Source organism: Rhizobium sp. P1_E6 (assembly GCF_056405875.1).
On sequence record NZ_JBFUBG010000131.1, the window covers coordinates 1 to 12,075 of the forward strand.

The 12,075-nt window shown below is 59.6% G+C and carries 13 protein-coding genes, 1 other RNA gene and 1 pseudogene; 7 read left to right on the forward strand and 8 right to left on the reverse strand.

Going from position 1 to position 12,075, the window contains the following annotated elements; translation table 11 throughout:
• Positions 1-264: 264 nt before the first annotated feature.
• The 3 genes from gnd to AC1D35_RS32660 all read right to left on the reverse strand — a co-directional run bounded on the left by gnd (position 265) and on the right by AC1D35_RS32660 (position 2,373).
• Complete coding sequence (gnd, locus tag AC1D35_RS32650) at positions 265-1,290, reverse strand: phosphogluconate dehydrogenase (NAD(+)-dependent, decarboxylating) (RefSeq protein WP_113295369.1); 1,026 nt, start codon at positions 1,288-1,290, stop codon at positions 265-267.
• A 232-nt stretch (positions 1,291-1,522) separates the two neighbouring features.
• On the reverse strand, positions 1,523-1,879 hold the full coding sequence (locus tag AC1D35_RS32655) for a VOC family protein (RefSeq protein WP_113310259.1): 357 nt from the start codon (positions 1,877-1,879) through the stop codon (positions 1,523-1,525).
• A gap of 11 nt (positions 1,880-1,890) precedes the next feature.
• On the reverse strand, positions 1,891-2,373 hold the full coding sequence (locus AC1D35_RS32660) for an SRPBCC domain-containing protein (RefSeq protein WP_113310260.1): 483 nt from the start codon (positions 2,371-2,373) through the stop codon (positions 1,891-1,893).
• A gap of 56 nt (positions 2,374-2,429) precedes the next feature.
• On the opposite strand from AC1D35_RS32660, the gene AC1D35_RS32665 reads away from it, so the two are divergent.
• Together AC1D35_RS32665 and AC1D35_RS32670 are read left to right on the forward strand one after the other, a co-directional pair.
• Positions 2,430-2,762: a metalloregulator ArsR/SmtB family transcription factor gene (locus AC1D35_RS32665; protein ID WP_113310261.1), complete on the forward strand. Its 333-nt coding sequence runs from the start codon at positions 2,430-2,432 to the stop codon at positions 2,760-2,762.
• 164 nt (positions 2,763-2,926) lie between these two features.
• A pseudogene (locus tag AC1D35_RS32670) lies at positions 2,927-3,028 on the forward strand (NAD-dependent epimerase/dehydratase family protein); the annotation flags it as partial.
• A gap of 38 nt (positions 3,029-3,066) precedes the next feature.
• Here the strand turns inward: AC1D35_RS32670 and AC1D35_RS32675 are convergent.
• Positions 3,067-3,897, reverse strand: a complete 831-nt coding sequence (locus AC1D35_RS32675) for an aldo/keto reductase (protein WP_113310262.1) — start codon at positions 3,895-3,897, stop codon at positions 3,067-3,069.
• A gap of 25 nt (positions 3,898-3,922) precedes the next feature.
• Entirely contained in the window at positions 3,923-5,116 is a 1,194-nt protein-coding gene (locus AC1D35_RS32680) for an MFS transporter (protein ID WP_113310263.1), read from the reverse strand.
• Between the two features lie 115 nt (positions 5,117-5,231).
• Between AC1D35_RS32680 and AC1D35_RS32685 the strand changes: the two genes are divergently transcribed.
• Together AC1D35_RS32685 and AC1D35_RS32690 are read left to right on the forward strand one after the other, a co-directional pair.
• Positions 5,232-6,128 (forward strand): LysR family transcriptional regulator, encoded by an 897-nt coding sequence (locus tag AC1D35_RS32685; RefSeq protein WP_113310264.1) that lies wholly within the window; start codon positions 5,232-5,234, stop codon positions 6,126-6,128.
• A 53-nt stretch (positions 6,129-6,181) separates the two neighbouring features.
• A complete protein-coding gene (locus AC1D35_RS32690; protein WP_113310265.1) occupies positions 6,182-6,739 on the forward strand; it encodes a GrpB family protein in 558 nt (185 codons plus the stop codon).
• A gap of 54 nt (positions 6,740-6,793) precedes the next feature.
• On the opposite strand, the gene ssrS is transcribed toward AC1D35_RS32690, so the two are convergent.
• From ssrS to AC1D35_RS32705, 3 genes are all read right to left on the reverse strand, one after another.
• Positions 6,794-6,952: non-coding RNA, 6S RNA (gene ssrS, locus AC1D35_RS32695), on the reverse strand.
• A gap of 59 nt (positions 6,953-7,011) precedes the next feature.
• Positions 7,012-7,389 carry a cell division protein ZapA gene (locus tag AC1D35_RS32700; protein ID WP_477941997.1) on the reverse strand — a complete coding sequence of 126 codons (378 nt, stop codon included), beginning with the start codon at positions 7,387-7,389 and terminating at the stop codon, positions 7,012-7,014.
• Between the two features lie 14 nt (positions 7,390-7,403).
• Complete coding sequence (locus AC1D35_RS32705) at positions 7,404-7,679, reverse strand: DUF4164 domain-containing protein (protein ID WP_112545050.1); 276 nt, start codon at positions 7,677-7,679, stop codon at positions 7,404-7,406.
• 333 nt (positions 7,680-8,012) lie between these two features.
• On the opposite strand from AC1D35_RS32705, the gene tkt reads away from it, so the two are divergent.
• From tkt to AC1D35_RS32720, 3 genes are all read left to right on the forward strand, one after another.
• Positions 8,013-9,986 carry a transketolase gene (gene tkt, locus AC1D35_RS32710; protein WP_113310266.1) on the forward strand — a complete coding sequence of 658 codons (1,974 nt, stop codon included), beginning with the start codon at positions 8,013-8,015 and terminating at the stop codon, positions 9,984-9,986.
• 80 nt (positions 9,987-10,066) lie between these two features.
• Positions 10,067-11,077: a type I glyceraldehyde-3-phosphate dehydrogenase gene (gene gap / locus AC1D35_RS32715; protein ID WP_113295359.1), complete on the forward strand. Its 1,011-nt coding sequence runs from the start codon at positions 10,067-10,069 to the stop codon at positions 11,075-11,077.
• A 455-nt stretch (positions 11,078-11,532) separates the two neighbouring features.
• Positions 11,533-11,787, forward strand: a complete 255-nt coding sequence (locus AC1D35_RS32720; protein ID WP_477941999.1) for a hypothetical protein — start codon at positions 11,533-11,535, stop codon at positions 11,785-11,787.
• Positions 11,788-12,075 lie beyond the last annotated feature (288 nt).

The window sequence follows — 12,075 nt, forward strand, 5'->3', positions numbered from 1 at the left end:
GGGCAGGCGGCGGCGCAACATCAGGAGAGGCTGCCGGGGTCGTCTGTGCGTAAACGGCACTGAAAAGAGAAAGCAGCATCATGATGCTGCAGATGCCGATCGCTGAAATTCGCCGCATGCCCGCCTCCGGTTTCGTACGTCAGGCATTTATGCAAGCGCCGCAGCGGAAAAGCCAGACGAACAAACGGTCTAGCTGATCATGGTCAAAAGAAAGCCGCCGGCCTCGCGGCCGGCGGCTCATCACAGCAGAACAATATGTTTCGCCTATTTGTGCGGCTTCTCGGCATGGCCGCCGAAGCCGGCGCGCATGGCCGAAAGCACCTTGTTGGCGAATTCATCCTGGTCGCGCGAGGAGAAACGGCCATGGAGTGCGGCACTCAGCACCGGCGTCGGCACGCTTTCGTCGATAGCGGCCATGATCGTCCAGCGCCCTTCGCCGGAATCCGAAACACGACCCGCATATTGGGTAAGGACGGGATCCTTGTGCAGCGCATCGGCCGTCAGGTCGAGCAGCCAGGAGGTGATGACGCTGCCGCGGCGCCAGACTTCGGAAATTTCCGGCAGGTTGAAATCGTACTGATAGAATTCCGGGTGGGAGAGCGGCGCCGTCTCGGCATCCGCCTCATGCGTCAGGGCGCCGACATTGGCGTGCTTCAAAATGTTGAGGCCTTCGGCATAGGCGGCCATGAGGCCATATTCGATGCCGTTATGTACCATCTTGACGAAATGGCCGGCACCATGCGGGCCGCAATGCAGGAATCCCTGCTCGGCGGTGCTGAGAGCCGCAGCTTCAGCCGTGCGGTTCGGCGAGGCTTCCGTGGTGCCATCGCCCGGCGCCAACGTCGCGAAGATCGGTGAAAGATGCTGCACGATGCCCTTTTCGCCGCCAATCATCAGGCAGTAGCCGCGCTCGAGGCCGAAGACGCCACCGCTGGTGCCGACGTCGACATAGTGAATGCCCTTGGTGATGAGCTCCGCCCCGCGGCGGATATCGTCGTGATAGTAGGAATTGCCGCCGTCGATCAGGATATCGCCGTCATGCAGCAGCGGAAGAAGCGTTGCAATCACCTTGTCGGTGATGGCCGCCGGCAGCATCAGCCACACCGCACGCGGGCGCGCGAGCTTCGAGACGAATTCTTCGAGCGAGGCGCTGCCCTCGGCACCGAGGCCGACAAGCTCGGTTACGCTTTCGGGCTTGGCGTCATAAACCACGCACTCGTGGCCGCCCCGCATCAAGCGCTGGACCATGTAATTGCCCATACGGCCCAAACCTACCATGCCAAGCTGCATCTGAAATCTCCTGGGATTTAAATCGATATGATTCCGGAAATTAGCACCCGCATCGTGACAGGCAAGCGAAGTCTCTGTCACAAAGGCGAATGCGTCTGTTGCATCTTGCGCAGGGCTCTACCTCTCGCGCCTCCTACCTTGCCGTCTTTGAAGAGCAATTCCAACCCTTCAAAAGCAGATAGCCGCCTCATCGGCGGCTATCTATGTCCATCGAGCGGTCTCTTGGATGYCGTCAGCCGCGGCCAGTCTCTCGCACCAGATGCACGATGCCAGCCGGATTAAGGATCCAGCCACCGCGGAGGCTGGAGGGCAACGGCTCGATGGGATCGCAGCGCGGAACACCGGCCTTCTCCAGATGCTCCGCGGCGCTGTCGAAGTCAGGCGTCATGAATTCCAGCCAGAGCTCGGCCTGGCTCATGGTCGGCACCTTGTCGATCCAGAGCCGGATCGGCCCGAGTTCGAAGGAGACATCCTCCCCTTCGATTTCCTTCAGCTGCACAACGTCGCGGTAAAAGGAAATAGTGGCCTCATACTGATGCGCCGGAACCTTCATCGCAACGTCGACGCCGCCATAGATCAAATCGCTCATGGCACTTCCTCTCAACCTTCCTGCGCTTTGGCCTGCTCGCCGCGCATCTCGCTGAGGAACATGCCGTCGCGCAGGTTGATGCCGTATTCGACAAAGGCCTTCATGCAGCAGAACATCTGCGTCCAGCCCTCCAGGTTCTGGTAGGTTCCGCGCCGCCCCGGCTCATCCTCGCGCCAGCCGTCTTCGGCGATAGTCACCATGGTGCCACCATCATCAAGCGGTTTGAAATTCATCTCCACAAGCGTCTTATAAGGCTTCTTCTCCTCGTCCGTGGCGCCATCCCAGCGCAGCACGATCTTGCTGTCGGGCACGAGCTCGACCACCTCGACCGGCACATCCTTCCACCAGGTAACCGTCGTGCCCTGCACAAGCGGCGCGCTCGCTCCGCCGACCGTTGTGAAATAGCCCGACAGGCTCTTCGGATTGACGACCGCATCGAAGACATCAGCCACCGGGCGGCCGATACGGCCCGAGACGCGAATATTGAGGGACATGTGACTTCCTCCTCTTCCCCGTTGTATCTCGCCCAATTATGTTATAAAAACATAACATGTCAAGCGAATCGGATGACGACCCCATTTTCAAGGCGTTGGCGCACCGCCGCCGCCGCGACATTCTCGACCTTCTGAAGGATGCACCCCGCACAACCGGTGCGCTTTGCGAAGCCTTTCCCGAGATGGACCGCTGCACCGTCATGCAGCATTTGAAGGTGCTCGAAGAAGCTGATCTGGTCATAGCCAGGAAGGAAGGCCGGGAGCGCTGGAACCACCTGAACAGCCTGCCGATCAAGCAGATCCATGACCGTTGGATCAGCGCCTATGCCGGGCATGCGCTCTCCATCCTGGACCGGCTGAAAAGCGAACTCGACACTCCCTCGCTTTAGTGAGCTTTGCTGCCCTGGGGTACTGCCTATCACCGTCGGATATGTTCTTTGGGTGCGCACCTTCCTTGCCGACGGCAGCGATGTACGGCTGGTCACAACGCTCGGCTGAGCCTGCAGAATTTCTGCATCCTGCTGCATAAATTATAGGTTGTCCTGCCGAAGCTGATGGCAAGGATTGGAGGAGCCCGCTCGCCCGCATTGTCGGGTCCAAGGGCTATCACGACCAGATCTTTGAGGATGGTCCTTACCCGCTCCAAGGCCGCTGATCCGGTACGGCAAAACGGGCGCCGAAGCGCCCGTTTCCTTAAGCGGTCTTGTCCCAGACCGGCGCCAATCCATCCGGATTGACAATTCGGCCATTGGCCCGTGCCAGCGCCTGGATCTCCGCCATCTCATCCGCCGTCAGCGCGAAATCGAAGATCGCCGCATTTTCGTTCGCCCGCTCTTCCGAGACAGTCTTGGACAGCGCAATGACATCCTGCTGCACGATCCAGCGCAGCACGATCTGGGCGACCGACTTGCCGTGACTGGCCGCAATCTCCTGCAGCACCGGATCTTTCAGCACCTTGCCGTCGGCCATGGCATAGTAGGCGGTGACAGACATATCGAGCTGGCTCGCAGCGCGGAGCACCGGCGTCTGGTCGAGATAAGGATGATATTCGACCTGATTCGTGACGATGGGCAGGCTGCTGAGCTTGACGGCCTCTCGCATCAGGCCGGTGTTGAAGTTCGACACGCCGATGTGGCGCACCTTGCCTGCCTTTGCGACTTCGTTCAGCGCATCGATCTGCTCGGCAAGCGGCACGACTTCGTTCGGCCAATGGAGAAGCAGCAGATCGACATAGTCGGTCCTGAGCTTCTTCAGGCTCTCGTCCACCGAGGCAATGAAGGCAGCGTGCTTGTAGTTCTCGACCCAGACCTTGGTGGTCAGGAAGAGATCACCGCGTGCGACGCCGGAACGGCGGATACCGTCTCCAACCTCGGCCTCATTGCCATAGATTTGCGCTGTGTCGATGTGGCGATAACCAGTGGCAAGCACATGCGAGACCATGCGTTCTGCATCAGGACCTGGCACGCGGAACGTGCCGAAGCCGAGGGTGGGGATGGAGGCGCCATTGGCGCTGACGATTTTCATGCTGTTTCCTTTCAATACGCAGAGATCAGGCGGCGCTGCCGGCAACAGCCGCAGCAGGCGTGGAGCGGCGGTCGAGTGCGCCGCTCCTGATGGTGAGACCAAGGGCGACAGCAACAAGCGCTGCCGCAACGAAAGGCGTTGCACCCAGCCCGAAGCGGGACTCGACGACCAGACCGCCGATCCAGGCGCCCAAGGCGATGCCGAGATTGAAGGCGGCGATGTTGAGCGCCGAGGCGACATCGACTGCATTCGGCCGGAGCTCACGTGCGAGCTGCACGACATAGAGCTGCAGGCCCGGCACATTGGCGAAGGACAGGAAGCCGAGGATCGCGAGCGTCGGGATCGTCAGCCAGGGTGAAATCGCGGTGAAGCCGAAGAGCACCAGCACCAGCGTCTGGGCGATGAACAGAACAGTCAGCGCCTTGACGGGATCACGGTTGGAAATGCGCCCGCCGACGACATTGCCGATGGCAATCGCCACGCCATAGAGCATCAGGATCAAGGCAACGGCCGAGGAGGCAAAGCCAGTGATCTGCTCGAGGATCGGCGCGAGGAAGGTGAAGGCAACGAACGTGCCGCCATAGCCGAGCGCGGTCATTGCATAGACGAGCAGCAAGCGACCGGTGGCAAGCACGCGGATCTGTTCGCCGATGCTGGCCGGCGGAGCCTTCTTGAGGTTCGATGGCAGCAGCAAGGCGATGCCGGCAAAGGCAACGACACCGAGACCGGCGACGACACCGAAGGTGGTACGCCAGCCGAAGGTCTGGCCGATGAAGGTGCCGAGCGGAACGCCGGTCACGATGGCGACCGTCAAGCCCATGAACATCATGGCGATAGCCGATGCCCGGCGGTTTTCCGGCACCAGATCGGCAGCGATCGTGGAACCGACGGAGAAGAAGACGCCGTGTGCGAAAGCCGAGACGACACGGGCAATCAAGAGCACTTCGTAGCCTGGGCTGAGCGTGGCAATGATGTGGCCGATAACAAAAAGCGCCATCAGCCCGAGCAGGAGCGGCTTACGCTCGATCCGCCCGGTCAACGCTGTCAGGATCGGCGCACCGAAGGTGACGCCCAGCGCGTAAACGCTGACGATGAGGCCGGCGAGCGGCAGGGTGATGTGGAGATCGTTGGCGACCGTCGGCAGCAGGCCGACGATGACGAATTCCGTCGTGCCGATCGCGTAGGCGGCGATCGTCAACGCAAAGAGAGCAAGTGGCATGAGAGTAACCCGATGGTTTGATTCTTGTTCGGGCCGGAATATGGGCGTGGCGCACCTGCTCGATAACAGCCTATAATGGCTCAACAGTTGTGAATTGAATTCAAGATAGGGTGTCATGGACAACCGCATCGGCGAGATGGATGTCTTCGTGCAGGTCGCCGAACTTCAGAGTTTCTCGGCAGCTGGCCGCAAACTCAGGCTTTCGCCCTCCGCCGTCAGCAAGCTCGTAACGCGGCTGGAAGAGCGTCTCGCTACGCGTCTTCTGGTGCGCACCACCCGCGCTTTGCAGCTCACGCCGGAAGGCGAAATCTATCTCGAACGCTCCCGCCGTATTCTCTCAGACATCGAGGAGACGGAACGTGCCGTTGCCGCCGGCGGGGCGGCAGTGCCGCGGGGACGTCTGCGCGTCAGCACTTCCGTCGCCTTCGGCGTTCGCTATATCGTGCCGCTGGTTCCGGATTTCTTGAATCTCTATCCGGAGGTGGATCTCGATCTCGCACTTAACGACGGCATCATCGATATTGTCGGCGAGCGCGCCGATATTGCCATCCGCTCAGGCGCCTTGCGCGACTCTTCCCTGAAGGCGCGCAAGCTGCTCGAAAGCCGCCGCATTATCGTTGCGTCACCAGACTATTTGAAAAGGGAGGGAATCCCGGAGACTCCTGACGATCTCGAACGTCACAATTGCCTGACCTTCAGCTTCCTTGCGGGTGCGGCGGAATGGCCGTTCCGCGATCCCCAAAGCCGCGATCGTTTCGCAAGACCCATTTTCGGCAACTTTGAAACCAACAATGGACCGACAGCACGCAGTCTTTGCCTCGCCGGCCTTGGTCTTGCACGCGTCGGCCAATTCCATGTGCAGCCAGATATCGACGCCGGAACTTTGTTACCTGTGCTTGAAGCCTATAATCCGGAGGATATCGAGCTCATCCACGCCGTCTATCCCGGTCACGAGCACTTGGCGGCGCGCATCCGCGCCTTCATCGATTTCCTGGTCAGCAATATCCGCTAGGCTGGATATCAAGCCTGTCATAGGCCCGTCACGGCGAAAAGATAGCGAGCCTCATGCCAATAGAAATTCATCCGCCAAGACAGAGCTGGAGCGACGACTTCCTGGGCCTGAAACAGGCCCTCCTGCGCGTAGCGCCAGCCGACGTTGTGATCCACCACATCGGTTCCACCGCCGTGCCTGATCTCGCTGCCAAGGATATCATTGACGTTCAGCTCAGCGTCGTCTCCCTCGATCAGATCAACGACACAGCTTTCGAGCGGGAAGGCTTCATCCGCCGCGCAGGCGTGACCGACCATTGCCCGCCGGGCCTCGATCTGGCGGAGGGCGAGTTGCAAAAGCTGCTCTTCAAGAGCACCGGCCGTGCTGCAAATGTGCATATCCGCGGAAGAGGCCGCTTCAATCAACGCTATCCGCTTCTCTGCCGGGATTTTTTGCGCGCCCATCCGACGGCCACCGCGGCCTACGGGCTGATCAAACAACGCCTCGCCGGCTATTTCCCCGATGACGTCAATGCCTATTACGACATCAAGGATCCGGTATTCGATATTATCATGGAGGGCGCCTACGACTGGGCGAAGCTCACCGGCTGGACGGAGCCGCCGGGCGACTAGAGAGCTTATCGGGAGATATCCCGCAACGGGGAAGAACCCGGCCGAAAGAGAGAAGCGCGATCCACACAACCGGTGGAAACTTTCGATCCTGGGCGCCTACGAAAGTAGGTGGGCGCCGTGTATCCAGACCCACGAGCCTGGACAGGGACAGCTCCCTAAGGATCGGGTATGGCCCCGAGGATTCATTGTTCCTGTCGAGAAGCACAGACCGCGTAAGAGAATATAGGGGCATTTGCAGCACCGCACCAGTGGGTCAGCACTGCTCTCCCAAATTAATTAAGCTCGGCGGGCGTGCGGCCGTTCAGCTTGTCGGCAATGCCCTGAATACGGCTAGTGACCTCCGAAAGCGCAACTGCAATGCCTTCTTCCGTGCGAGCGGTGGCGGCAAGGACCGTGTCCCGGTTGCTATGGAGCGTCTCCAGCTCCGATTCCAGCCGGGCAACACGTCGCGTCAGCTCCGAGATCTCGTCCATGACCATGATCCCGGCCATGACGGTGATCCGGAGATCGCCGATCTCGCCGAACTGCCCCTTGAGATGGCCGACATAACGGTCGAAACGCACCGCGAGGTCAGTCAGGTGATCTTCCTGGCCTTCTTCGCAGGCCATGCGATAGGCCTTGCCGTCGATCGTTACCGTTACCTGCGCCATGTCATCAAGTCCTCTTAGCGGTCAAGAACCGCGCGGATCGTTTCCATCGCCGTCACCAGACGCCGCGAAACCTCGCGATTGACCTCTTCCAGCCGGTTCGCGCGGAATTCGGCCTGATCGAGCTCCTGGGCAAGGCGCGAGCGGTCGGCATGCACGCGGCGGACCTCGCCTTCGATCTCGCCCTGCTCACGCTGGCGCTCGATGCGCATGTCGACGGCATTCTCTAGGCCCGAGATTGCCTGTTTCAGCTCCGTAAGCGCAGCTTCGATGATGTTGCCATTAGGCGTCATGTCTTTTCCGGTTCCCCGCACAAGACCCGCGAATCGGCCTCTGCCGCCGACCCTGTATTTTCAAGAGGATATGCAGCTAGCCCGGAGCACGTCAATAAAGCCTCCCCGCTGCACCCCGCCCTATTCTGTGGATGAGCGATTTACACAAGCCTGTCACACAAGATTCGTCTTTTGTAAAACTTGACGGTCAAATGTCAAAAATCGTCGCACCCGGCCTCCAAACGGCTTCCATTTTGTTGACTTGGCCGTTCCAACTGGTATGTCTCGACCGCTCTCATTGATGGTCTTGGCAGGCTCGAGGCCATCCTCAAACCCGGAACTAGCGGAAAAGCCATGACCTCACGCGAACAAAACGACCGGATGGCGAATGCGATCCGTTTCCTCTCCATGGATGCTGTCGAAAAGGCGAATTCCGGCCACCCGGGCATGCCGATGGGCATGGCGGATGTGGCAACGGTCCTCTTTACCAAATATCTCCGCTTCGATCCCCAGAAGCCGCACTGGCCGAACCGCGACCGCTTTGTTCTCTCTGCCGGTCATGGCTCGATGCTGCTCTACTCGCTTCTCTATTTGACCGGCTATCCGGACATGTCGGTCGAGGACCTGAAGCAGTTCCGTCAGCTCGGCTCCAAGACCGCCGGCCATCCGGAATACGGCCATGCCACCGGCATCGAAACGACCACCGGCCCGCTTGGCCAGGGTATTGCCAATGCCGTCGGCATGGCGATTGCCGAGCGCAAGCTGCGCGAGGAATTCGGCTCCGATCTGCAGGACCACTACACCTACGTCATCAATGGCGACGGCTGCCTGATGGAAGGCATCAGCCATGAGGCGATCGCGCTTGCCGGCCACCTGAAGCTCAACAAGCTGGTCCTCTTCTGGGACAACAACTCGATCACCATCGACGGCGCCGTATCGCTGTCGGACTCGACCGACCAGGTCGCCCGTTTCAAGGCCGTTCACTGGAACACGATCGAGATCGACGGCCACGACCAGGCCGCCATCGCAGACGCGATCGAAGCCGCCCACAAGTCCGACCGCCCGACCTTCATCGCCTGCAAGACCGTCATCGGCTTCGGCGCTCCGAACAAGCAGGGTACCCACAAGGTGCACGGCAACCCACTCGGCGCCGACGAAATCGCCGCCACCCGCAAGGCGCTGAACTGGGAATACGAGCCTTTCGTCATCCCTTCCGACATCCTCGACGCATGGCGCGCTGCCGGCACCCGCTCCGACAATATCGTCAAGGCCTGGGAAGAGACCCTTTCCAAGTCACCGGCCAAGGCCGAGTTCAGCCGCCGTTTCGCTGGCGATCTGCCTGATGGTTTCGACAAGGTCATAGACGACTACAAGAAGAAGCTCGCAGAGACCAAGCCGACGATCGCCTCCCGCAAGGCATCTGAAGACGCGCTTGAAGTCATCAACGGCTTCGTGCCGGAAACGCTTGGCGGCTCCGCCGACCTGACTCCGTCGAACAATACCAAGACCAGCCAGATGCATTCGATCACGCCGACGGATTTTGCCGGACGCTACATGCACTGGGGCATCCGCGAGCACGGCATGGCCTCTGCCATGAACGGTATCGCGCTGCACGGCGGTCTTATCCCCTATGGCGGCGGCTTCATGATCTTCTCGGATTATTGCCGCCCGCCGATCCGCCTTGCCTCTCTCATGGGCATTCGTGTCATCCACGTGCTCACGCATGACTCGATCGGCGTCGGCGAAGACGGTCCGACCCATCAGCCGGTCGAGCAGATCGCTGGTTTGCGCGCCGTTCCGAACCTGCGGGTCTTCCGCCCGGCAGACGCCGTCGAAACGGCCGAATGCTGGCAGATCGCCATGAAGAGCAAGGACCATCCGTCTGCGCTGGCACTCACCCGCCAGAACCTGACGACCGTCCGCACCGAGTATAATGAGAAGAACCTCTGCGAACTCGGCGCTTACACGCTATCAGGCAATGCCGACGCCAAGGTCACGATCTTCGCGTCCGGCTCGGAAGTGGAACTGGCCGTGGCTGCCCGCGCAACGCTGGAAGGCAAGGGTATCAGCACCCGCGTCGTTTCCGTTCCCTGCACCGAACTCTTCTTCGATCAGCCGGATGCCTACCGCAAGGAAATCCTCGGCAACTCACCGGTCAAGATCGCCGTCGAAGCCGCCGTTCGCGAAGGCTGGGATGCTTTCATTGGTCCGGAAGGCTCGTTTGTCGGCATGAAGGGCTTCGGCGCATCCGGTCCGGCAAAGAAGGTCTTCGAACATTTCGGTATCACGGCTGACGCCGTCGTCGCCGCGGCAGAAGCCAAGCTTTAACGGGCTGATTTCAACGGAAGTGCCTTCGGGCACTTCCTCACCTACTATCTGTAAGCCCCACCTCTAGGGAGTGAATGCACATGACAGTCAAGGTTGCCATCAACGGTTTCGGACGTATCGGCCGCAACGTTCTTCGCGCCATCGTTGAATCCGGCCGCACCGACATCGAAGTCGTCGCCATCAACGACCTCGGCCCGGTAGAGACCAACGCCCACCTGCTCCGTTACGACTCCATCCATGGCCGTTTCCCAGCGACCGTGAAGGTCGAAGGCGACACGATCACCGTCGGCAACGGCAAGCCGATCAAGGTCACCGCSATCAAGGATCCGGCTACCCTTCCCCATGGGGAATTGGGTGTCGACATCGCGATGGAATGCACCGGCATCTTCACCGCCCGCGACAAGGCAGCCGCTCACCTGACGGCAGGCGCCAAGCGCGTCATCGTTTCGGCTCCTGCCGACGGCGCTGACCTGACGGTCGTCTTCGGCGTCAAYCATGACCAGCTCACCAAGGAGCATCTGGTCATCTCCAACGCCTCCTGCACCACGAACTGCYTGGTRCCGGTCGTCAAGATTCTCGACGACGCCGTYGGCATCGACCATGGCTTCATGACGACCATCCACTCCTACACCGGCGACCAGCCGACGCTCGACACGATGCACAAGGACCTGTATCGCGCCCGCGCCGCTGCCCTCTCGATGATCCCGACCTCGACGGGCGCCGCAAAGGCCGTTGGCCTTGTGCTGCCGCACCTCAAGGGCAAGCTCGACGGCACCTCGATCCGCGTTCCGACCCCGAACGTCTCGGTCATCGACTTCAAGTTCGTTGCCAAGAAGGCCACCTCKGTCGGCGAAATCAACGAAGCGATCAAGGCCGCTGCAAACGGCAAGCTGAAGGGCATCCTCGGCTACACCGACGAGCCGCTCGTCTCCCGCGACTTCAACCACGACAGCCACTCGTCGATCTTCGCAACCGATCAGACRAAGGTCATGGAAGGCAATTTCGTGCGCGTCCTGTCCTGGTACGACAACGAGTGGGGCTTCTCCAGCCGTATGTCCGACACGGCCGTAGCCTTCGCCAAGCTCATCTAAGCTTCCGGCAAACCTGTTGAAACGCGGCCCGGGAAACCGGGCCGCTGTGGTTATGACGATCAGTTCTCGCCCAGCCAAGCCTATGCTCGGCCTTTTGACGGATTTCACGCGCGCTTCGTCAAGCGTTATGACCAGCTTGGAGAACGGACGCCTACGGCTGCAGCTGAGTATAGCGTCGATGTTCGAGCCAAGCCATTTCCTGCAGTGAAACATACATTCAACAAGCGATCCTGACGCGTCTCGCCGAACCGAGACCCAGGTGAAGCAAGAGCCATATTGCGGCTCAGATATCTATGGTGTGACGGTAGAGGCTCTCACCAAACTGGTCTGCTTCACTTTTCCGCCGTGTTCAAATGGATTCAACATGGCATTCTCCCGGCGCATCGAAATATACGCTTGACGTCGACAGTATATTATATTTAAAGTTGCATTATATATTTGAAGGAGAACCAATTGTGAGAGAACTTCGCGGAAAGGTGACGCGCGTTATATTTCATGTTGAGTATCCCGATGGWACACAGAAGGTTTATGATTACTCGACAAGTGATCGCTTGAATGCCGTTATCCTTTCAGATGAATATGCCAACGACGAAATGAAGCAGCTTCTGAATGTATCCAGCGAAGACTGGACCAAGAATCCCGCCATGATCATTGTCGACGGCGAGAAACTTATACMGAACTGCGATTATCCCGACTGCCAGAACGCGTGAAACGCCACACGCTAGATTCCCTATCTGAGTAAAGGCAACAAATCCCAGGAATTTTTGGCCGGCTCGATAAAAACGTCGTGGGAAACATTGCAACATTTGGAGCCGGTGAGGGGGCGACTGCTCACCAATCAACGAACTGGTGCTTCCTGGCCGCGATCTCAATGGTTGAACTGCCCCCATTTTCGACCGGACACTCAGCATAAGCAGGAAGGCTCAAGCACAGGCTTGAGGATAAGCTTATGTCTAACGAGTTTCGACAGGTTGACTTGATGATCGGTGACGTCCGGC

Excerpts from the sequence above, each read along its gene's own strand:
- AC1D35_RS32665 (WP_113310261.1), top strand. The coding sequence starts at position 2,430 with ATGTCAAGCGAATCGGATGACGACCCCATTTTCAAGGCGTTGGCGCAC.
- AC1D35_RS32675 (WP_113310262.1), bottom strand. The coding sequence starts at position 3,897 with ATGAAAATCGTCAGCGCCAATGGCGCCTCCATCCCCACCCTCGGCTTC.
- AC1D35_RS32705 (WP_112545050.1), bottom strand. The coding sequence starts at position 7,679 with ATGACGCCTAATGGCAACATCATCGAAGCTGCGCTTACGGAGCTGAAA.
- AC1D35_RS32690 (WP_113310265.1), top strand. The coding sequence starts at position 6,182 with ATGCCAATAGAAATTCATCCGCCAAGACAGAGCTGGAGCGACGACTTC.
- AC1D35_RS32680 (WP_113310263.1), bottom strand. The coding sequence starts at position 5,116 with ATGCCACTTGCTCTCTTTGCGTTGACGATCGCCGCCTACGCGATCGGC.
- tkt (WP_113310266.1), top strand. The coding sequence starts at position 8,013 with ATGACCTCACGCGAACAAAACGACCGGATGGCGAATGCGATCCGTTTC.
- AC1D35_RS32655 (WP_113310259.1), bottom strand. The coding sequence starts at position 1,879 with ATGAGCGATTTGATCTATGGCGGCGTCGACGTTGCGATGAAGGTTCCG.
- gnd (WP_113295369.1), bottom strand. The coding sequence starts at position 1,290 with ATGCAGCTTGGCATGGTAGGTTTGGGCCGTATGGGCAATTACATGGTC.
- AC1D35_RS32700 (WP_477941997.1), bottom strand. The coding sequence starts at position 7,389 with ATGGCGCAGGTAACGGTAACGATCGACGGCAAGGCCTATCGCATGGCC.
- AC1D35_RS32685 (WP_113310264.1), top strand. The coding sequence starts at position 5,232 with ATGGACAACCGCATCGGCGAGATGGATGTCTTCGTGCAGGTCGCCGAA.
- AC1D35_RS32660 (WP_113310260.1), bottom strand. The coding sequence starts at position 2,373 with ATGTCCCTCAATATTCGCGTCTCGGGCCGTATCGGCCGCCCGGTGGCT.